This is a genomic window from Psychrobacillus psychrotolerans, assembly GCF_900115805.1.
Lineage (GTDB): Bacteria > Bacillota > Bacilli > Bacillales_A > Planococcaceae > Psychrobacillus > Psychrobacillus psychrotolerans.
Map to the genome: position 1 here is coordinate 571,625 of NZ_FOXU01000001.1, position 21,419 is coordinate 593,043.

At 36.3% G+C, this 21,419-nt stretch carries 19 protein-coding genes and 1 tRNA gene; 4 read left to right on the forward strand and 16 right to left on the reverse strand.

The features are described 5' to 3' along the window. Positions 1-10: 10 nt before the first annotated feature. The 9 genes from BM260_RS03080 to BM260_RS03115 form a co-directional block, all read right to left on the reverse strand. Positions 11-1,657, reverse strand: a complete 1,647-nt coding sequence (locus BM260_RS03080) for a glycerol-3-phosphate dehydrogenase/oxidase (protein ID WP_093534891.1) — start codon at positions 1,655-1,657, stop codon at positions 11-13. Further along, positions 1,658-3,169, reverse strand: a complete 1,512-nt coding sequence (gene glpK / locus BM260_RS03085; protein ID WP_093534893.1) for a glycerol kinase GlpK — start codon at positions 3,167-3,169, stop codon at positions 1,658-1,660. 12 nt (positions 3,170-3,181) lie between these two features. Next, positions 3,182-4,990 carry a DNA mismatch repair endonuclease MutL gene (mutL, locus tag BM260_RS03090; protein ID WP_093534895.1) on the reverse strand — a complete coding sequence of 603 codons (1,809 nt, stop codon included), beginning with the start codon at positions 4,988-4,990 and terminating at the stop codon, positions 3,182-3,184. A 20-nt stretch (positions 4,991-5,010) separates the two neighbouring features. Further along, positions 5,011-7,578: a DNA mismatch repair protein MutS gene (gene mutS, locus BM260_RS03095; protein WP_093534897.1), complete on the reverse strand. Its 2,568-nt coding sequence runs from the start codon at positions 7,576-7,578 to the stop codon at positions 5,011-5,013. 152 nt (positions 7,579-7,730) lie between these two features. Then, the gene (locus tag BM260_RS18160; RefSeq protein ID WP_139219893.1) at positions 7,731-7,868 is read right to left on the reverse strand and encodes a YfhE family protein; all 138 of its coding nucleotides are present in this window, start codon (positions 7,866-7,868) and stop codon (positions 7,731-7,733) included. Between the two features lie 227 nt (positions 7,869-8,095). Then, positions 8,096-8,656: an outer spore coat protein CotE gene (cotE, locus tag BM260_RS03100; RefSeq protein WP_093534899.1), complete on the reverse strand. Its 561-nt coding sequence runs from the start codon at positions 8,654-8,656 to the stop codon at positions 8,096-8,098. A gap of 131 nt (positions 8,657-8,787) precedes the next feature. Further along, on the reverse strand, positions 8,788-9,297 hold the full coding sequence (locus BM260_RS03105; protein ID WP_093535701.1) for a nucleotidyltransferase family protein: 510 nt from the start codon (positions 9,295-9,297) through the stop codon (positions 8,788-8,790). A gap of 68 nt (positions 9,298-9,365) precedes the next feature. Next, positions 9,366-10,988: a hypothetical protein gene (locus BM260_RS03110; protein WP_093534901.1), complete on the reverse strand. Its 1,623-nt coding sequence runs from the start codon at positions 10,986-10,988 to the stop codon at positions 9,366-9,368. After that, positions 10,981-11,775: an ABC transporter ATP-binding protein gene (locus BM260_RS03115; RefSeq protein WP_093534903.1), complete on the reverse strand. Its 795-nt coding sequence runs from the start codon at positions 11,773-11,775 to the stop codon at positions 10,981-10,983. Before BM260_RS03115 ends, BM260_RS03110 begins: the two co-directional genes overlap by 8 nt. 194 nt (positions 11,776-11,969) lie before the next feature. Between BM260_RS03115 and BM260_RS03120 the strand changes: the two genes are divergently transcribed. Then, positions 11,970-13,172 carry a CynX/NimT family MFS transporter gene (locus BM260_RS03120; protein ID WP_322788056.1) on the forward strand — a complete coding sequence of 401 codons (1,203 nt, stop codon included), beginning with the start codon at positions 11,970-11,972 and terminating at the stop codon, positions 13,170-13,172. Between the two features lie 51 nt (positions 13,173-13,223). Here the strand turns inward: BM260_RS03120 and BM260_RS03125 are convergent, their stop codons facing one another. Next, entirely contained in the window at positions 13,224-14,279 is a 1,056-nt protein-coding gene (locus BM260_RS03125; RefSeq protein ID WP_093534905.1) for a nitric oxide synthase oxygenase, read from the reverse strand. Between the two features lie 280 nt (positions 14,280-14,559). Between BM260_RS03125 and BM260_RS03130 the strand changes: the two genes are divergently transcribed. Beyond that, on the forward strand, positions 14,560-14,823 hold the full coding sequence (locus tag BM260_RS03130) for an excalibur calcium-binding domain-containing protein (protein WP_093534907.1): 264 nt from the start codon (positions 14,560-14,562) through the stop codon (positions 14,821-14,823). A gap of 279 nt (positions 14,824-15,102) precedes the next feature. Then, a tRNA-Val gene (locus tag BM260_RS03135) sits at positions 15,103-15,175 on the forward strand. Between the two features lie 190 nt (positions 15,176-15,365). Here BM260_RS03135 and BM260_RS03140 read toward each other — a convergent pair. From BM260_RS03140 to BM260_RS03165, 6 genes are all read right to left on the reverse strand, one after another. Then, on the reverse strand, positions 15,366-15,692 hold the full coding sequence (locus BM260_RS03140) for a hypothetical protein (protein ID WP_093534909.1): 327 nt from the start codon (positions 15,690-15,692) through the stop codon (positions 15,366-15,368). Positions 15,693-15,723: 31 nt separating this feature from the next. Beyond that, positions 15,724-15,981, reverse strand: coding sequence for a phage holin family protein (locus BM260_RS03145; RefSeq protein WP_093534911.1), 258 nt, complete (start codon positions 15,979-15,981; stop codon positions 15,724-15,726). A 107-nt stretch (positions 15,982-16,088) separates the two neighbouring features. Then, positions 16,089-16,826 (reverse strand): DUF4393 domain-containing protein, encoded by a 738-nt coding sequence (locus BM260_RS03150; RefSeq protein WP_093534913.1) that lies wholly within the window; start codon positions 16,824-16,826, stop codon positions 16,089-16,091. Between the two features lie 118 nt (positions 16,827-16,944). Continuing rightward, positions 16,945-18,093, reverse strand: coding sequence for a Ger(x)C family spore germination protein (locus BM260_RS03155; RefSeq protein ID WP_093534914.1), 1,149 nt, complete (start codon positions 18,091-18,093; stop codon positions 16,945-16,947). Then, entirely contained in the window at positions 18,077-19,543 is a 1,467-nt protein-coding gene (locus BM260_RS03160; RefSeq protein ID WP_175496174.1) for a spore germination protein, read from the reverse strand. Before BM260_RS03160 ends, BM260_RS03155 begins: the two co-directional genes overlap by 17 nt. Then, entirely contained in the window at positions 19,482-20,654 is a 1,173-nt protein-coding gene (locus BM260_RS03165; protein WP_093534916.1) for a GerAB/ArcD/ProY family transporter, read from the reverse strand. The genes BM260_RS03160 and BM260_RS03165 overlap by 62 nt, the downstream gene beginning before the upstream one ends. Before the next feature lie 522 nt (positions 20,655-21,176). Between BM260_RS03165 and BM260_RS03170 the strand changes: the two genes are divergently transcribed. Continuing rightward, positions 21,177-21,389, forward strand: coding sequence for a hypothetical protein (locus BM260_RS03170; protein ID WP_093534918.1), 213 nt, complete (start codon positions 21,177-21,179; stop codon positions 21,387-21,389). Positions 21,390-21,419: the final 30 nt, after the last annotated feature.

Genomic DNA, 21,419 nt, shown 5'->3' on the forward strand with positions numbered 1-21,419 from the left:
AGTTTTCAGCTTAATCCCTGCTTTCTTTTAATGTAGCTTCGGTATAAAGTATTTCTAGTTGTTTATTAAACGCAGTCGTTTCTTCTTTAGAGTAATGCAATAATTGCTCCATCACTTTTACTACTTCTTCTTTATACTCTTTAAAATGCTGTATATCAAAATAGAGCATACCTGTTCTTCTTACTAAAAAGTCTACAGGAGAATATGCCATTTCTTCATGCACCGCGTAATAGATTTGAGCGATAAGCGATAAAGGCAAAGTTGAAGGGATAGTAGAAAGAATTTGTGCATTTTGAAATACTTTATCGACATTCGTCCCATACATTTTAGCCAATTTTCTACCTTCTATACGAGATAGACCATAAGCTGGAGCCACTTCTTCCTTCTGAGTAAGAAAGGCTTCCCATTGCTCAGAGCCGCCAATATCCCCACCGGATAATGATAAACGCTTAGTTACACATGGACCATATTTTTCATTTCCTAATTGTTTGGATATTTTATCTACTATTGTTTCTGCCATTTTCCGATATCCTGTTAGTTTACCTCCAGCTATTGTAAATAAGCCTGCCTCCGATTGCCAAATCTCATCTTTTCGAGAAATTTCAGATGGATCCTTTCCATCCTCATATATTAATGGACGAACCCCTGCCCAAGTAGACTCCACTTGATTTGCTGTAACGTGAACTAATGGAAACATAGCATGAATGGCTTCAATTAGATAATCGACATCTTCCGGCGTTGCTACAGGATGTCGAATATCACCTTCAAAGAATGTATCCGTAGTCCCTACATATGTTTTTCCATCTCTTGGGATAGCAAAAACCATTCGTTTATCAGGAGTATCAAAATAGACAGCTTGTTTAAGAGGGAAAACAGATTGATCGATAACCACATGAACACCTTTTGTGAGCTTCAGTTTTTTGTTATTTTCAATAGCATCTAAAGCACGAACTCCATCTACCCAAGGACCAGTAGCATTTACTATTTTTTTTGCATGAATCGAAATTCTTTTATTGCTTACTGTATCTACAATTTCCGCTCCAATTACCTGGTTATAGTCATCATAAATAAAGGAACGAGCTTTAGCATAGTTTAAGCACACTGCCCCTTTTTCCATTGCTTTTTTCATGACCTCAATGGTTAGTCGAGCATCGTCCGTACGATATTCAACATAATAACCTCCACCAAGTAAACCTTTACTTTTTAGGAGGGGTTCTTTTTCCAGAGCTTCATGGTCAGAAAGCATTAATCTTCTCTCATCTTTTTTGACACCAGCTAAATAATCATACATTTTCAACCCAGCTGATGTAGTGAGAGGACCAAATGTTCCTTTTTTATGAAAGGGCAGTAGCATCCATATAGGCTCCGTCACATGAACTGCATTTTCATACACTATTTCTCTTTCTTTGCCTACATCCGCAACCATTTTCACTTCTAATTGCTTTAAATATCGTAAACCACCATGCACAAGTTTTGTTGACCGACTAGAAGTTCCCGCAGCAAAATCCTGCATCTCTACTAACGCAACAGACATGCCTCGAGTAACGGCATCTAGCGCAATACCCGCCCCGGTTATACCTCCACCTATCACCAATAAGTCAAACTCATAATAATTTAAAGTATTCACTATTTGCTCGCGTTCTACAGAAGACTTCAATCATTCCACCTCTTCATCTGAAAGTTTGAAAATACGTGTTGCCTCAACTGCTTTTGTCCAACCTCTATATAGATGATCTCTTTTCTTCGTTTCCATTTTTGGCTTGTACTGCTTTTGACTTTCTCGCAAGTTAGTAAGCTCTTGTTCATCTTTCCAGAAGCCTGTAGCTAGACCCGCTAGGAAAGCCGCTCCTAACGCCGTGGTTTCATTAAGCTTGGCAAGTTCAACAGGCAAATTTAACATATCACTTTGGAACTGCATAAGAAACTCATTGCTTACTGCTCCACCATCAACTCGCAATGTCTCTACATCTACTCCAGAATCTTTTTCCATCGTATCAAGAACATCTTTTGTTTGATAAGCGAGGGATTCTATCGTTGCACGGATGAAATGCTCTTTAGTTGTTCCCCTAGTTAATCCGAAAATAGAGCCTCTCGCTTCAGAATCCCAATAAGGCGTTCCTAATCCTACAAATGCGGGAACAAAATAGACCCCGTCTGTGGATCCAACTTTTTTTGCATAAACTTCAGATTCAGGTGCACTTTTTATCATGCGAAGCCCATCTCGAAGCCACTGAATTGCAGAGCCAGCAACGAATACGCTACCTTCTAACGCGTAGGTTACTTTACCATTAATCCCCCACGCAATAGTTGTCAATAAACCAGACGGAGAGGCAACTGCTTCTTCTCCCGTATTTAAAAGCATAAAGCAGCCAGTACCATATGTGTTTTTCGCCATGCCTTTGTCAAAACAGCATTGCCCAAAAAGCGCAGCCTGTTGATCTCCAGCAGCTCCTGCTATATCTATTTCTTTACCGAAGAAAACAGAAGGATCTGTCTGTGCATATACTTCAGATGATGAGGCAACCTTTGGAAGCATTTCCATAGGTATAGCAAGCTTCTCGCAAATCTCTGCATCCCATTGCTGATCATATATATTATAGAGCATTGTTCTGGAAGCATTGGAGTAGTCCGTAACATGGGCTTTTCCATTAGAGAGCTTCCAAATTAGCCATGTATCTATCGTTCCAAAAAGTAAATCACCCGCTTCTGCTTGTTCTCTCGCACCATCCACATTATCCAGTATCCATTTTACCTTTGTTGCAGAAAAATACGGGTCCAATTTCAAGCCCGTCTTCTCTTGGAAAAACGTTTCTAAATCAGCCTTCTTCAATTCTTCAATGATGGATTGTGTTTGTCTCGATTGCCAAACAATCGCGTTGTATACTGGTCTTCCCGTGTGTTTGTTCCATACAACGGTCGTCTCCCGTTGGTTTGTAATCCCAATAGCATGAACGTCCTCTGGTTGGCTACCACTTTCCGTTAGAACAGCAGCTAATACGGATAATACAGATCCCCAGATTTCTTTTGCGTCATGCTCAACCCAACCAGATTTAGGAAAATATTGTTTAAATTCTCGTTGAGCAGAGTGAACAATATTGCCGAGCTCATCAAATAGTATTGCTCTAGAGCTTGTCGTTCCTTGATCGATCGATAATATATATTTCCCCATTTTGGCTTCCTCCTACATAACTCGTTTGAACATTTTCTCCACTTCATAAGTAGAAAAATGTATGATAACTGGTCTACCATGTGGACAAGTCAATGGATGCTTTGCATTTTTTAAGCTTTCAAGCAGCTGCTCCATATCCCTCATTGTTAAATAATGATTTGCTTTGATAGAAAGCTTACAGCTCATCATAATTGCTGCATGTTCTCGCAGTTTTTTTATATCTGTTTTACGGTTATTCAATACTTGTTCGATTAGGCCTTCAATAATCTTCGTTTCTTGACCCTTAGGGAACCATGTAGGATAATCTCTTACGACAAAGCTTGAAGAACCAAACTCCTCTAAAAATATCCCTACATTTATTAATTCATCCAAAGACTCTTTAATACGGTATGCCTCGTCCAAAGAATAGTGAAAAGTTAGCGGCAGCAACAACGATTGTCGCTCATCTGCATTTACTTCCCCTATCTTCTCCTTGTAAAACTCATATTTAACCCGTTCTTGTGCAGCATGTTGATCTATTAAGTAAAAACCATCATCACTTTGGGCAACAATGTATGTTCCATGGATTTGACCTACTACATGTAAATCAGGAAATGGCTTCTTCTCTTCGATATTTTCAATTGGTTGGACTTCGAAGTCTGTAAGCGGATCTACTTCTTCATATATGATACTTGTCTGTTTTTCAGGTGAACTGTGAGCCTGGTCAAAATACACTCCATCATTGGCAGGTGTTATTGGATCCTTTTGAACTGGCTCATACGTCTGTTTAAAGAAATTGAATTGTACACTTGGTTGCTTTTTCTCAACTGGCTTCTCTATAATTTCTGGTGGTTTCTGCACTCGATGCATAATAGAACGGATTGTTATACGAACCAATTCCATTAGCTCTTTTTCTTTGCTTAGTCGAATTTGATGCTTGGCCGGATGAACATTGACATCGGTAAGAATTGGATCCATTTCAATATTTAGGACTACTATTGGATATCTACCTATCGGCAACAATGTATGGTAGCTATCTACTATCGCATTATTTATACCATAGTGCTTTACCCAACGACCGTTCACTAAAACCGTTATATAGTTTTTAGATGCTCTCGTTATTTCTGGCAATGTCGCAAAACCAGAAATACGAAAATCCGATGAATCATTGTCGAAAGCGACCATTTTTTTCACGTTAGATATTCCGTATATGGCAGCCAAAACTTGTTTTAAATCGCCTCTACCACTCGTCTGCATAATGGTTTGTTGATTGTGCGTAAGTTTAAAGGCAATCCCTGGATAACTGATTGCTAAGCGATTTATCAAATCTATTGAATGACCTAATTCCGTTTGAATCGTCTTCAAGTATTTTAAACGAGCTGGCGTATTGTAAAATAGTTGACTTACAACAATATCCGTTCCTCTCCGAATCGGACCTGGGGTATTAGATATTACCCTCCCACCTTCTAACTCTACTTTTGACCCAATATTTTCACCATTTGATGTCCATAAACTAATCTTAGATACAGAGGCTATACTAGCAAGTGCCTCTCCCCGAAAACCTAATGAACGGATTCTAAAAAGGTCATGCTCTGTAGTTATTTTAGAGGTCGCATGTCTAGAAAATGATTTTAGCGCATCATCTGCGTCCATCCCCTTACCATTATCGGTAACTTGAATTTTAGACAGTCCTGCTTCTTCCAGCGTAATTTCAATAGAAGTACTATCAGCATCTATGGCATTTTCAACTAATTCTTTTACAACAGAAGCTGGTCTTTCCACCACTTCACCGGCTGCAATTTTGTTGGACAGCAATTCGTCCATTACAATGATTTGTCCCATTTCATTCACCTACTTTTGGGTTATTCTAGCTCTTTTTGTAGCTCGTATAAAAGTTGTAACGCTTCTAATGGAGTAGTACCCGATATATTGACTTTCTTTAACTTTTTCATAATTTTATCTGTCGCTTTATTTTCTGGGATAGTAACTAGTTCTTTACGTATCTTTGGTTGCTCATCAAAAAATGATAATTGCGTTTCGCTTACATTTACAGCACTTTCTCCCTTTTCTTCCTGATCTTCAAAAGTTGCTAAAATCTCACGGGCGCGGGAAATAATTTGTTCTGGTAGTTGCGCCAACTCAGCTACGTGAATACCGTAACTCTTATCCGCTGGGCCATCTTTTAACTTATGTAGAAAGACAACTTTGCCATCTTTTTCTGTTGCTGAAACATGAACATTTCGAAGCTTCGATAACGATTCTTCTAACTCAGTCAGTTCATGATAATGTGTAGAAAATAGCGTATTAGCACCTATATTTTCATGAATATATTCCATCATTGCCTGAGCTAAGCTCATGCCATCATATGTGGAAGTACCGCGCCCAATCTCATCAAACAAAAGCAAGCTCTTATTTGTTGCATTCATAATAGCATGCTGTGATTCCATCATTTCAATCATAAATGTACTTTGGCCACCCGCCAAATCATCCGCAGCTCCAATACGAGTAAATATTTTATCGACAATTGGTAACTTTGCAGATTCTGCAGGTACATAGCACCCTATTTGCGCCATCACCGTTGTAATCGCGATTTGTCTCATAAAAGTACTTTTACCCGACATATTTGGTCCGGTGATCAACAGCATATTGGTGTCTTCCGTAAGTACACAATCATTCGGTACATATAGCTGATTGTTCATCATTTTCTCAACAACTGGATGTCTACCTTCTTTAATGATCATGGCATTAGAATCATGAAACACAGGCTTTGTTAAACGATGGTCCTCTGCCACTTGAGCAAATGATATAAAGACATCTAGCTCACTGATTTGTTTAGCCAATTTCTGAACAAGCGGTATATATGTTTTAATTTCTTCCCTAACTTGGGTAAATAGTTCATATTCAAGTACTAGGCTTTCATCTTCTGCAGATAAAATAAGAGATTCTTTTTCTTTCAGTTCATCCGTTATATATCTTTCAGCGTTCGCAAGCGTTTGTTTTCGAACATATCTAGACTCATCTGCTAAATGAATATACGATTTAGTTAACTCAATATAGTAGCCAAAAATACGGTTATATCCTATTTTTAGATTTTTGGCACCTGTAATTTCTCTTTCTCTTTGCTCTAATGCGGCAATCCATTTTTTACCGTTAACGGAAGCATCGCGAAGTTGGTCCAGTCGTTCATGGTAACCGTTATTAATCACTCCACCGTCTTTTACGGCAATCGGAGGATTTTCACTGATTGCTTCTTGTAACTTTCTCCAAATAACTTCACAATCCTCTAAAGCAGCTCCAAGTTTTTGCAACACCGTATCTTCCGATTCACTTAGTAGTTGCTTTATAATTGGCACCTTTGAAAGAGATTGTCTTAACTGCGCAAGATCCCTTCCTCCAGCACTTCCAAATCCAATTCTTCCTACAAGTCTTTCTAAATCATATACTTCCTTAAAAGCCTCTTTAATCTCCTCACGAAGCATAAAGTCATTTAGAAAACTTGTCACTATTTCTTGACGTGCTTCAATCGATTGTTTGTTTGCAAGTGGCTGATGAATCCATTGCTTTAACTTTCGGCCGCCCATTGCTGTTACCGTTTCATCTAGTAGCCATAATAACGTCCCTTTTTGGTCACCACTTCGGATAGATGATATTAGCTCTAGATTCCGTTTGGAATGGTAGTCCATTGCCAAAAAGGATTCTCTTTGCTGAAACGTGAAAGGCTGAATATGTAAAAGAGATTGTTTTTGTGTTTTTTGAATGTATTGTAAAAGTCTTTTTACTGTTTGATGCGTTTGTTTGGGATGATTCGGAATGTACTTTTGAATCGCTTCATCTGTTAACTCCTCTTTTTCAATCGAAACCGTAAAATCATGGATAGTTGATAAATCATTAATCAGTACATACATTTGTTCACTGACGATTAGTTCTTTTGCTTGGATGGAGAGTAGTTCCTGTACGACCTCTTTTTCATCACCAGAAAGAATAGTCGTAAAACCATCACCTGTCGAAACATCCAAATAAGCAAAAGCAACTTCGTTTGATGCAAGTAAGTCAGCAGAAGCAATAAAATAGTTAGACTTGGTTTGCATTGCTTTTCCTTCTATTAGCGTCCCTGGTGTAACAAGACGTACAACTTCTCTTTTCACAACACCCTTTGCATGCTTTGGATCTTCTACCTGCTCACAAATAGCGACCTTATATCCTTTACTTATAAGTGTTTCAATATATCCTTGCGCAGAATGATGAGGAACGCCACACATCGGAATATTGTCCTTCCTACTGGTCAATGTAATTTCTAAAATCGCGGCAGCTTTAATAGCATCATCATGAAACAATTCATAAAAATCACCTAAACGAAAAAATAAAAACGCATCTATGTGGTCTTCTTTAATTTTTAAGTATTGTTGCATCATTGGAGTCTGTGTAGTCATTTAAATCCTTCTCTCTTCTTTACTAATATAATGATTATACCAAAAAACAATGAAAAATGAGGGAGTTGGAAGAATCAATGAAAGGATTCATCTATTCATGACGAATAAAATGAACCCTGAATAAGTAACCTAATCAGGGTTCAAATAGTCTGTTACTTTTTAATTGAATTTTTCTTAAATGACTCTTTGTCAGCACGCTTGAATTCTTTTGGATATATAACTTCTTGCATCGATGATAATCCGTTATCTTTTAGTTTGAACTTTTCATGTGGTTGCTTACGTTCTTTCATTTAGAACACTCCTCTCGTTTTTAATCTTTGTTAGTTTTTCCTTTATCACGAGAGATATTCAGTGTTTTATAATGGAATGAACTTTATAAGCACTTCCAAAAATTTCTTTACTACATGCCTGCATATTTTCATTTGAAAATGGTATTTATAAAGCTAACGTGAGAAAAATGATACAGCACTTAAATTATTTTTAGTCAAAAAAAAAGCCGGTAGTAAAAGCCGGCTTGTTAAATGGACGAAGAATCATCCACCTCTTTAGAGGAGCCTGTGGAACTCGAACTAGAGGAACTGGAAGATGAACTAGATGAGCTTTCTTCTCCATATGCCCATTCTTCTTCAAATTCCGCTTCATGTACTTGAATACAAATAGTTGTTTCCCCAACGACCTCAACAAGTATCTCTCTTTCTACTGTTACTTGGAATTGTGTACCACCTGAAATAATAATTGCCTCTGTACAGTTTGGTTGTTGCAGCACACGTACATGTACTTCTTCTCCCGTAGTGTCTTTATCGCGATAATGTAGTTTAATGCGATCTTTATAATTGATTGTTTCCGTGAATACGGAAGTTTTGGAATGGTCATGGTGCGCATACCAAACGTTAATATCAAATTTCCCCGTTACTTCTACATATCTTCCGTGTTTTTTAGACGAACATGTGTGATTAATAACCCAGCAACCTAAAATACTCGATGGTGTATTCGGTGGACGAAGCACTTCACAGGATTCTGTTCTCTTTTTACCTTTCGCAACAACAGCTTTCGTCACAATATGGCGCATGTGTTTCATTTTTTTCCTCCTTGTAATCAAGTCATAACATCATATGCGCCCATCGCCCAATCGGTTCATCTTGTTACAAATGTTATGTAGAATAAAAAGAGGAAAACCATCATTAACTCACTTTTTGTCACATCATACGTCTATTTAATTGTTATTTTAGGCCAATTTGACTGCCAGTTTTTCCGCTGAATACGTTGCTCATATACTGCCATAAGATTTTTATCTTTTGCAAAGTGAGGGACTGGTTTCACATGTAGCTTCAGAATGTCCGCTACCCCATATGGAGCTACGAGCGCTATATCATTTTGTCCAAGTAATTTCACTCCAATGGCAGTCACCGTTTCAGGAAAATTGGCTATTCCCTCCGCTGAAGAATGATAAGGCGGCAAATTATTGACCTTGTGCATTCTCGCCTGATTTTTTACTGACCAAGGAATTGTGTGCATTAGTTTACGTAATTGATCCTCCCACTTTTTTTCCTCTGATTCTTCCTTATTGTTAGCTTCAAAATAAATTACATCGATATCTTCTAAAGGCGTTCTTTCTATATACCCATGTAATGCATCCCAGATTTTGGACCGAACAAATCCCGCGCATATCCACCAGTCTGGAAGGTCTAATTGTTGAGCTGCTCCTAATATATCCATCATCCATTTATCTTCTAGTATTAAATTTTTTATATCTTCTGTTGTTTGCAAAGCCCTAACCTCCCTCGTTGTTACCCTCTTGAGAACATTAATTTCCAACCTATGATAATACTTATAAACAGAATGACCGCATATGTCGGTAAACCATAAGGAATGAGCAAAATAAATGCATGTATCGCTGCCATAACCCCAACTAGGAACATGCTTCCGAAAACTTTGATGAAGCCATTAGTTTGCGTATGCTCATGTGAGCTTATGAAAGGGAACTTCCCTTTACTAAAAATCCCATAGGATACGAGTGTTAGAACGATTGTAGCTAGTAGAACAACCACTAAGTCCAAAAAAATTTGGAAAGAAAAAATCCAGAGAAATATTACACTTAAAATCGCTAAAATAGGTATGAAATAATTCATGATACTCGCTTTTAAAGTTGCACTATATACAAGGGCTTTATTTTTGATAGGAGCTGCATAAAAAATCCATTGCCCTTTATAGTTACCAGAGTACTCTAGCATTTGCACAACGGATGGAATCATTATTAAAGAAAAATAGATGACCATAAAAGAACTTCCACTTCTCATTTCCTCAAAGGAACTAGAGCTTATCGTATTGAATAAAAAGATAAAAGGAAAAATAATCGCAAATCCTAACAAAGGAAATATTTTGAGCTTTAGTTCTCTTTCTTCTTTTAACAGTAGAGTGGCAAACTTATAAAAAGTCCGTTCCTCTTTAGTACTACAAAGAATTCTTGCCCAAACTCCTTGTAATTTACGGTTTCGCTTTTTCGTTCTGTTAGCATCACTTTGTAATTTAGAAAGATTTCTTTCAAAGGACGGCATTAAACGTATATATAGTGCTATTGCAAGAAATGGAGCTAGAATAGCAAACAGCGATAAGATAATAATCGGAACGGAAAAATCTTTATTTAAGATTAATTCGAAGGGGGCGGCAAACCAAAATGGCGGGAGGAACATATGCCACCATGTAAAAGTGTACGTAATGTCAATATTAACTATTTGAAACACACGACCCACTAATTGATAACTAATCGCCATGCCAATCGCTAGGAAAATTTGCACGTAGTTAATAACATCCTTTAACATTTCCCCACTGAAGAAACGTAGGATAAATAGATATACAAAGGCAGTCAATACTACAGACAAACTGCTAACCAATAATATTTCAAATAAAAACAGGAGCGCAAATATAATACCAAACTTAAAGACACTGACAATGAGAGGAATAATTATAAACGAACCAGTTAATAGAACCATATATATCATAATATGAGTAATCTTCGCTGCATTTAAAGTCTTTGCGCTAATAGGTTTCGGATGAAGAATATTTTTGTCTCGTATATCTAGTAGAACAGCAGAAAAATCAGAAACCATCGATGTCATTAAAATGATAAATAAAGAGCTAAACATGATAGTAAGCGAGAACAGAAACTCATTGCCTAAAAATAGAAAAGGAACTAAAAAGAGAACACCAAATAACCCATACATCCATAAGGATTTAAGAAACTGATTTCCTTCCTTTTTCACATTAGAACCACTAAAAATTGCTGGCATTCTTCTACTATCCATCGTCAGCTTTAGCTGTAAGATCAAACGCATCACATCATAGTCTATATTCAACCTTTGAAAAACGGACCTAAAGCGATCTAGAATTCTCAGTGACGCAAAATCATTCATCTTTCCTGCCTCCACGAACTAAATTCACAAATCGCTCTGCAATTTCCTCATGCTCAGTAAAACCAGTCAACTGATTGAAGATGTCTTCTAATGAACCTTCCTGGTTTTGCATTTTCAACTCTTCAAAAGATCCATCTGCCACAACTTGACCATCTACTAATAGTACAATGCGATTACTAATTTTCTCAACGACATCCATTATATGTGAAGAATAAAAAATAGTCTTCCCTTGTTCTGCAAGCTTTGCTAGTATTTCCTTAATAACCATGACACTGTTTGCATCTAGACCACTTAACGGTTCATCAAAAAACAATAAATCTGGGTTATGTAGCAAACTAGATATGATTAATACCTTCTGTTTCATCCCTTTGGAAAAGGAGGAAATTCGTTGATGAAAAACAGCCTCTAAACCAAATTCCTTCATCAATCCGAATGCCTTTACCTCCGCCTCTTTACTGCTTAATCCATAAAGTTCGCCAGTGAAGGTGAGATATTCAAAGGCAGTTAGATTTTCATAGAGCTCGGCTGTCTCCGGCACGTAGCCAATGCGTTTTTTATAGGAATAATCACCTTTAATAATATTTTCTCCGAAAATTTCAATAAGCCCTGTGTAGCCATCTATAAGACCAAGCATTAATTTGACAGTTGTACTTTTCCCTGCTCCGTTAGGTCCGATATAGCCAATAATTTGACCTTCATATACATCTAAATTGACACCTTTTAATACTTGTTTGTGTCCAAAACTCTTGGAAACACCATTCAGTGACAACACTTTTTTAGTATTCATCATACTCCCCCTCTGTATATATCATTCTCAAATTCTAAATATTTACATATTCATATTATCATATCAATACTCTTAATATTCCATTATTTTGATATAGAGAAAATTCTTTCTAATTCTAACTATTGAACTTCAAGGACAAAGAGTGTAGCATTTTCTAAAGTTGGACTACATAATCTCGTAAGGAGAGAAGATATTTGTTAACTACTAATGAAATGAATAAAAAGGCTTTTATTTTATTGATAATTGGAATTGTTTTCATCTCCACCACTCTACGTGCACCGCTTACCGCCGTTGGACCAATTATTTCGTATATACGAGATGGACTAGACATTTCCAATGTACTAGCTGGATTCATCACAACGATTCCTCTGTTAGCTTTTGCTATTGTCTCTCCCTTTGTCCCAAAGATTGCGCGACGACTTGGGATGGAAATGACACTATTTCTAGCTATTCTATTGTTGGCAATAGGAATTATTATTCGTTCGCTCGGAACGCCCTTTCTTTTACTTTTAGGTACTGCGCTTATAGGTGTTGCTATAGCATTTGGAAATGTACTACTTCCAAGTTTTATAAAGCTAAAATTCCCTTTACAGCTTGGACTTATGACTGGAGTATTCACTGTTTCTATGAACTTATCTGCGGGTATTGGTGCAGGTATCAGCTATCCAATAGCTGATGGAACATCTTATGGTTGGCAAGGTGCGCTCGGATTTTGGGCTATTCTTGCAATAATTGCATGTATTATTTGGTTACCTCAGGTCAAGAAAAAACAAGAAATAGATGTCGTGCCCTCTTCAACTAATGTAGAAAAAGCCAAGTCAATATTAAAATCACCTCTAACATGGACAATCACTTTATGCATGGGTTTACAATCACTCATATTTTATACAACTGCAGCATGGATTCCTGAAATATTGCAAACCCAAGGAATGGAGGCCGAAAAATCCGGCTGGATGCTGTCCATTATGCAATTTGCACAACTTCCAATGACTTTTCTTATCCCAATTCTTGCGGGTCGATTTAAGGATCAGCGAATATTAGTTTTGGTATTTACGATTTTCTATTTAATAGGCTTCACCGGACTGTTATATGGCGATATTTCACTGACACTTCTATGGATGGTTGCACTAGGCTTAGGTGGTGGGGCATCATTCGGACTGGTCATGATGTTCTTTTCTCTTCGTTCGCGTACCCCTATGGAAGCAGCAGATTTATCGGGTGTTGCGCAGTCATTTGGTTATTTACTTGCAGCAGTCGGTCCTGTATTTTTTGGATTTATCCATGATGCAACGGGTAGCTGGGAGATTCCTAAAATACTATTTATCGTAACTGTTATTCTTCTTTTCTTTGCTGGAATGCATGCAGGTAGAGATCGTTTTGTTTCGGAGGAAGTCTAAAGAACAATTAAATTTACATTTAAAAGGAGCATGATTAATCATGCTCCTTTTTTAATACGGTGAAGGTTGATAGGAATAATTCGGTGTTACTTTCTCATTATTATATGGCTTATGAAAAATATGCGTGGTGGCAGGTGACATTGGAGGAATAAGCCATGTCCAATTACCTGTGACGTCACGACCTGCATCTTTCTCAATTTCTTCAAATTTCTTAAATTGTTGCGCAGCAGTATGATGATCTACAATACTGACACCATCTTTTTTGAAGGAAAACAATACAGCTGTATTTAGTTCCAAAAGAGCCCTGTCTTTCCACAGAGAAGCATTAGATTTCGTATTTAATCCCATTCCTCTGGCAACTGAAGGTAACATATTGTAGCGATAGTCATCAGCTAAGTTTCGTGCACCAATTTCGGTGCCCATATACCATCCATTAAACGGAGCAGCAGCGTACGTAATGCCTCCAATCTCCAACTTCATGTTCGAGATCATGGGTACTGCATACCACTTCATTTCTAAATCTTCAAACCAATCATATTCAGGATGACGAATTGGTACCTCTAAAATATACTGCTCTGGAATATCAAATAATTTCGGTGGGTGATCCTTCACCTGAATAACAAGTGGCAACACATCAAAATTGGTTCTCTTCCCCTTCCATCCAAGTTCCTCACATTTTTTCGTAAATTCTATGGAATCGGAATCTCCAATAATCCAATTCTCCGTTTCATAGCCAGCATATCGGATAAGCTGATGATTCCATACGCGAATATCCTTTTGTGAAAATATTGTGATGGTCGGCCTTATTCGACCTTCATTTGTCGCAAACTGCATATGGGCGATGAGTGCCTCAAATACAGCTTCCTCGTTATGTAAATGTCGTTTATCAAAAACGGTAAGGCTTTGCCAAAACAGACGACCTATGCATTTATTACTATTACGCCATGCCACCTTGGCACCGAATTCTAGCTCTTCAGTAGTGTGTTCGTAGGCACCTACTGTATTAATCTGACTTTCTATTTCTTTTAAACGTATATGCATGTCTATTTCCGCCTTACCAGTTTCCCTATAAAAAAGATGAATAAAGTCCTGTGCTTCCAATAACATTATCGTAGCACCTCCCCATCTCTCCATCTTAGTAGAATGGAGCCACTACAGACAAGTGACAGAACTAAGAAAGATGTGAGGATTTTATGTCAGTAGAAATAATCGAATTAATTTATATGCTATATACATATTCAACTCCTTTATGTTAAAGTCTAGGTAACATTGAATATTTTGGTAAAATTAAAGGAGATTTCCCCATATTATATTGTGATATGTAGTTATCTTTACACGCACCTTTTGACTCACCACAACTTAGTTCAAAAACTTAGGAGGATTTACTATGAAACGATTTTCTGTAATCATACTTTCCGCAACATTAATTTTGGGGGTTTCTACAACAGCACCGACAGAGACAGAGGCGGCAGCTAAGAAATTCAGCAATTGCACAGAGTTAAACAAAACCTATAAAGGTGGAGTAGCCAAGGCTGCAAATATTAAAAACAAAGGCGGAAAAACTAAATTTACTCCTTTTGTATCAAAAGAGATTTATGAAGCTAACATTAAAAGCGATCGTGATAAAGATGGCATTGCATGTGAGAAGTAATTTTATAATATAGCTATTGTAGCTTAAGAAAAGTAGATAATATTTAATGCATTTTATTGTATTACCTGACTAGATTCTAATTTCTACTTTTTATATAACTAAAATAAAAAATAACCTTGAAAGGCGTTAAGCCTTCAAGGAAATGATTTTTTATTTGGTTGTAGTCTTGAATGTTGATCTTTGCACTTCAGGATTTTTTTAGGTATATACTAGTGCGCTACATTATAGTATATTTATATCAAGAAACATTAATGTTTAAAGAGTTCTTTACATTAAATCGGTCTTGTAGCTCAGTTGGGAGAGCACCACCTCGACAAGGTGGGGGTCGCTGGTTCGAGACCAGTCGGGACCATCATAAATCACTGTCGTAAACCTTGCTACAATAAGGTTTACGACTTTTTTATTTATATTGATTTTATTTCCATTTTCATGATTGGTGCAAATATGGTGCAAAAATTTAAATAAATCTATCGTAAAACCTATAAATATAAACCACTATTTGTAATTTCCCCTACCACAATAACCAATTCTCTAAATTAGGATTACTCTTGCCTTTCTTCCTTTATTACGTCAGATAAATAGTCGTCCTCAGTAATACCCTCGGTTTCTATTAAACTCCTCTTTGCTTTTTTCCACTCTTCATCTGTGTATTCATAATAAGTTTTTCTTGCATCATCACAGCTTTTTCCATTAACACCTTTCCAAAACGCATAGGGATTTTCACAATAAGAAATAAATTCTTCTGCTTTCTCTTTTTTTATTATTTCCATGTCTTTAGCGCAACTCATGAGACCAAAGAATAAAAATATGATCAAAATTATTAAAAAGAAATACTTTAGTGCTTTTCGTTTTTTCCTCTTCTTTTTCATTTTATCCCTCGATAATATTAGATTTTGTCCACTAAATTGTTATCGGAAGACAATAATTATAATTAAGAACTATATACAAATTTTCTGGCATTTCATTTAAACTTATTTTACCACACAGTAGGTTCCAACTCTTTGTCAAAAATGACCTCATTACACCTGTTAGCATATCTAGAAACATTAAAAAAACGAGGACAACTATCGCCTCGTTTACAATTTGGAGCATATACATAGCAAAACCAGCTAATAACGCTCCGATTGATTTAAATCCTGTAATTTGCAAACGTGTCACCTGCTTTCTCTCCTTCCATCATCCTCAGTCCCCCTTTAGATATATGGATAATAAAAAGAACGTCCATGTGGACGTTCTGAATTGTTTAGAATTTCAATTGAAAAGTCTTAATCGGTGCTAGCTTTATTACTTGTAACACTATCTACAAAACTTTTACCATAGGAACTTAAAATATAATTTCCCTTATTGAGGATAATACTTGCATTCAACCACTTCCCATTCTTTTGTTGCTCAAAAACTCTTTCTTCAAACAATTTCTTTTTTTCTAACAAAATGTGCTCTAGTTTCTCAAATTCATCAATTTGAAAGTCATAATAAACACTAGTGTCTTCCAGTATACCTAGTTTAATAAAATTTTCCATATAAACGGTTGAATTTTCCTCAAAATTTAAACTTAATAAAGTTGCAACGTTGTTAACTTTATCTGTTAAAGGAATAACTCCTCCATCTAGTTTTGCTAAGTAGGTATATTGAACATTATTTTGTTGTCTATGATAAACTTCGTTTATTATCTTAGCTTCATCTTCACTTATGTTTTTAATTACTTCGATAAAACTTGGATGTGCATATCTCACTCCAGATAGAGTAGAAGCATTCGTGAGTAAATTAATAAATAATTCTGCTATATCTTCATTTGTTACTGTTAAAAGTTCGTCAATTATCTTTAAACCTAAAGTAGGTGGCACAATAGCTATTTCTTCTTCAGGTATTTTCTCCATATTTTCTTTATACTTTTCCATATGGTGCTTTAAAAATAGCCCTGCATTTTTGTTATCAGCTCTATTGCTATACTGCTCAATAGCTTTTTGCATAGCTTTAGGTGAGAACCCCGCTTTTCTACCCATATGTTTACCCTGTTTGATTTATTGTCAAGGGTATTTATCATTTTTTATAAATTAATAAGGAAAATAGAACATTTTCTTCTATCCTATCCCCTTATTTCCTATAGAACAAGCAATTAAGCTACTCAATTGTTTCTTTAAATGCTTTTCTCCCTGTATAAACTTTATTAACATCTATTGTTATGCTGCTAATAGAGTTTTCTGTCAAGGGGACTTTGCCATCCTTTTGTACTTTGTTCCAATTCTTCACATCACTTCTGTACAAATATTCTGATAGACGATAAATATCCACGTCTTTTTCCAGTCCTTCTAAATAGGTTTCTTCGATTTCTTTCTTTATTTGTTTCTTCACAAATTGGCGAATCTCTTTCTCAGTAATTTTTCCTTCAAAGCTACTTAGTAAAGCATTCATATTTAATTTTACTTCAAATTTTACATCATTGCCTTGAACTTTAGGTTTTACTTTTATTTTTAGATTATCTATAGTAATCGAAACAAACTTATCTTCACGAGGAATTGTAATTTCCCCTTTTTTAGTTTCCTTAGTCATCCACTGTAATCCATTAATTTTTTCGCCTGAGATAAAGCCTTTAAATTCATCTGGAGTAACGACACCTACTCCCTCGAATTTCGGTAGTTTATCTTTTTCTTTTTCATTCTCCCAATTATCGTCTATTTTCACATAGGGTATGTTTACTTCGTAACTAGGTTCATTTAAACGGATAACGAGCTTCCGAAAATCTATTGGTTCTACAAAGGACTCTTGTTGGTATGAACTCATAGGATCTGCTAGTTTAAGTCTAGTCATGGCGCTGTTAAAAAGAGGATTTAGCAACATAATTTCACCGATAGGATCATTCGTTGAATATACCCACGTTTGATATCTAATCTCCCTAAATCTTAAAAAGGCGTTAATAACAACATTAGCTCTTCCTTCTTTAAGCGCTTCCTCAGAAAGTACCATATATGTCATATGCCCCCAGAATAACTTCAAATCCATCGATTTATACAATTCAAAGAATGCCTCTTCTATAGTGTCTCCTTTAGCCTTGCCAACTTCCACCTGAATAGCATCCTGGTTTGGTTGCTCCTTTTTTGCAATATTGATGAAGTCGATGATTTGAGCATGTATTTCATACTTATCCTCTTTATAATCTATCCCTATTGCATAGATGTATCGTATTCTATTTGGTTCATCCACATCCCAACAGCTGGTAAGTAGAGGTAGAACTAAGCAAAGAATGCACAATTGTTTAGTTATTCTCTTCATCATCTTCTCCTCCAATTCGAGTAGAATCCTGAGGGTTTAAAGAATGAGGACGTTCTTTATAGTTTTTGGGCGCAGGCCTTATAAGAGATCTTTTAATAGTTGACCAGCTCAAATCCGTTGCAATATTCATATAAGGAACTCCAAATATTCTGATATTTGATAAATAAAGCAGTAAAAAATATAAAGCAATAAAAAATCCAAACAATCCTAGAATAGATGTAATCAGTATGAGTATGATTCGAACTATACTTACAGCAGTGACAAGCGACTGATTCACTAAAGTGAAGGTGGCGATTGTGGATATAGCTATCACAACAATCATTGCAGGGCTAGTTAAGCCTGCTCTTATAGCTGCATCCCCTACGATTAGACCACCTACTACACTTATGGTTCCACCAATAACGCTTGGCAAGCGTAAGCTTGCCTCCCTAAATAACTCAAACATAACAAGCATCGTCAGCATTTCAACGGCTGAGGGCAACGGTAGTCCGGAATTATTTTGAACAACGGTGGCTAGTAATTGAAAGGGTAGTTGGTCCTGATGAAAAGTAGTAAGCGCTAGCCAAAAGGCTGGCAAAGCTAATCCTATCATTAGACCAATTATCCTCAGCAATCTTTCCGCACTACTAAAAGCGATTGGATATTCCACGTCTTCCCCTGCTTTTAAAAGTAAAAACAAATTGACAGGAGTAATGACTACATAAGAGACACCATCTACTAGAATAACAAACCTTCCCCTTACTAAAGCTTGTACAGCAAAGTCTGGCCGACCTGTATAATCATTTCTTGGGAAGATAGGCGATCTTTTATTTATCATTTCTAGTAGCAGTTCACCACTAAAAACGATATCAATATCCACTTCATTTAATTGACTCATAATATCCTTCAGAATATCCTTATTAGCAATATCATCCATATAAAGTACGGCAACTGTCGTTTTTGACCTTTTTCCTAATTCGAGTTTTTCCACGTTCAGGGAATTGGTAGGTAATCTTTTTCTTATTAAAGCAATATTAACCGATATATCCTCAATAAAATTATCCCTTGGCCCCTTAATAAGTACTTCCATCCTAGACTCCTCAGGATTTCTATTCGGCTTTTTAGCAATATTACTTGAGAGCGTAAGATTTTCATCCTCAAAATAAAGAATTAGAAAACCATTAAAGATTCTTGAGATTAAATCTTCTTTTGTCTCAACCTTTTGTAAATCTGGTATATAAAGCTTATTCAAAATGAACTCTTCAAGTGGTTCCTCGCTAACCTCACTACACGTTTCTTGTACCCGTGGAACAATGGTCTCATTTAGTAGTTGAAGATCGATCATAGAATCACAGGTGATAAAATGGACTTTATATTTCCCGTAGTTGTACAACTGAAATATGACATCTTCATTCTTCTTGAATAGTTCCTTTATTGTGTGAAGATTTAGTATCCCCTCCGGTGGTTTCACTTTGTTTACCTCCTTTCCTACGTTTTTTCTCTTTTTTAGTTGTTTTTTTATGAAAGAAAGCTATCAAGAACAGGAAGATTGATACGAGTAAAAAGAATACGAAAGTAGCTATAAGAAAGTAATTACCTTTGATGAAAAGAAATAAATTGTCATTTATTACAGTTAAAATCATACAAAGGATAAAGAACGCAGGGGCTAATATGAACCATACAGACTTCTTTTTATTCATTTTAAGAAGGTCAACTGTGATGAATAAGAGAAGTCCAACACGTATAAAGGCACCAGTTAACCATTGGTAGATGGAAAAAAAGTCTAGATGTTCAATGAACTGCCCAATGGTAACTAAACCCCATTCCTCATATGCCGGATAATTTTGTTCGGCTGCCTCGTGTGGTCCAAACTCTGTAATAGCCCCCAATAATGGACCTAAGGTTAGCCCCATTAACAAGAACAGAATGATCGCAAAATGGAACCATCTCATCTTGTCCTTAATATGTTGTTGTAAAAAGAGAAGTAGTATTAGCTCGATATAACCTGCAGCAGGAAAAACACTGGCTTTTAGCACTGGCTCCCAGCCATGCTCCAAAAAAGGTCGTAGTAATGAATAATCCTTCACTTGAATATTCACAAAGGCTACAAAAAAACCTAAAACTAAAACACCAAACAAGACCATGACATTTACAATGGCAATAGTTTGAATACTGCTAGTTGCTAATAGGATGCACAAAACGATATAAATTATTAATAAGACGATAATGGAGGTGGTAGGCAAGAAGGTTGTTTTCACCCATTGCATCGCTTCACGCATTGTAAAGGCCGCCGATACGAACAGATAGATCCCTACTACGTAACGAAAAATTGTACTAGTTTTGGGACCTGTTGCCTCCTGAAGCCACTCCAACAATGGCCTCTGTTTAGCTTGCTTATAAATATAAACAAGTATAAAAATCCATAAGCCCATGATTACTGCAGCCAATATGACAGAAATCCACCCATCTCTACCTCCTACCTCTAGAATAGGAGGTAGAATAGTGACATGATTTTTTAATCCAATCATAGTCATGGATAAAGCAACAACGTGTAAAATACTTATTGGACCGACTTTTTTCAAATTCATACCTTCTAACGTTTTATAATACTTTCTAGTTTTGACAACTTTTAAAGTGTTTATAAGGTAAAATAGATATAAATTGAGAACTATTCATAAATAAACTAAGTGGAGTTAAATAGGATGTGTTTTTTCGAAAACGATAACATCCTGGTACAACTTATTACTGGAGAGATTTATCTTTACGCAGAGAAAACCTTCTAGCTAAGGATTCCTCTAAAACAAAAAAGGGTTAAGATAAAATTCACCGAAAATAAAAAGCCTCGCAAACTTTACGACCTAGTAAAGTTTGCGAGGCTTTAATTACAATTATTTATAGTTTTTTATTACAGCGGATGCTTACCAGGATAAGGATATCTCCCAAACAACTACAATGGAGTATTTCTTACAAGAAATAAGCTACCTAAAAAAACGTGAAATCAAGTTGACCGATTTCACGTTTTTTTAATTGATAGACTAGCTATGTCCCAGTCTCTATTCTTATTCAACTACTGAATAGTTTCCGTGCTCCATGGAAATTACATATTGGAATTTGAAATTAAAATAATTGGTGAACATCTGAGAGCCATAAAGCCTGAAGATGGAACCGCACTTTTAGATATTTCCTTAAGAAACCTAAGTACCAATCCTGTAACCATTGTTTCCGGAATATTGATTGTAAAAGACTACCAAAATAAAGTGAGATCTAAGCATGTCGTTTACGGTTTCGAATCTGAGATGGGAGCAGTTTTAGTATAGAAATTCAGCCTAAAAGAGAATTAATAGGGG

Bases quoted from the DNA above. Each gene is read 5' to 3' on its own strand.
- glpK (WP_093534893.1), bottom strand. From the start codon at position 3,169: ATGGGGAAATATATATTATCGATCGATCAAGGAACGACAAGCTCTAGA.
- mutL (WP_093534895.1), bottom strand. From the start codon at position 4,990: ATGGGACAAATCATTGTAATGGACGAATTGCTGTCCAACAAAATTGCA.
- mutS (WP_093534897.1), bottom strand. From the start codon at position 7,578: ATGACTACACAGACTCCAATGATGCAACAATACTTAAAAATTAAAGAA.
- BM260_RS18160 (WP_139219893.1), bottom strand. From the start codon at position 7,868: ATGAAAGAACGTAAGCAACCACATGAAAAGTTCAAACTAAAAGATAAC.
- cotE (WP_093534899.1), bottom strand. From the start codon at position 8,656: ATGAAACACATGCGCCATATTGTGACGAAAGCTGTTGTTGCGAAAGGT.
- BM260_RS03105 (WP_093535701.1), bottom strand. From the start codon at position 9,297: ATGATGGATATATTAGGAGCAGCTCAACAATTAGACCTTCCAGACTGG.
- BM260_RS03110 (WP_093534901.1), bottom strand. From the start codon at position 10,988: ATGAATGATTTTGCGTCACTGAGAATTCTAGATCGCTTTAGGTCCGTT.
- BM260_RS03115 (WP_093534903.1), bottom strand. From the start codon at position 11,775: ATGAATACTAAAAAAGTGTTGTCACTGAATGGTGTTTCCAAGAGTTTT.
- BM260_RS03125 (WP_093534905.1), bottom strand. From the start codon at position 14,279: ATGTTATTGGAAGCACAGGACTTTATTCATCTTTTTTATAGGGAAACT.
- BM260_RS03130 (WP_093534907.1), top strand. From the start codon at position 14,560: ATGAAACGATTTTCTGTAATCATACTTTCCGCAACATTAATTTTGGGG.
- BM260_RS03140 (WP_093534909.1), bottom strand. From the start codon at position 15,692: ATGAAAAAGAAGAGGAAAAAACGAAAAGCACTAAAGTATTTCTTTTTA.
- BM260_RS03150 (WP_093534913.1), bottom strand. From the start codon at position 16,826: ATGGGTAGAAAAGCGGGGTTCTCACCTAAAGCTATGCAAAAAGCTATT.
- BM260_RS03155 (WP_093534914.1), bottom strand. From the start codon at position 18,093: ATGAAGAGAATAACTAAACAATTGTGCATTCTTTGCTTAGTTCTACCT.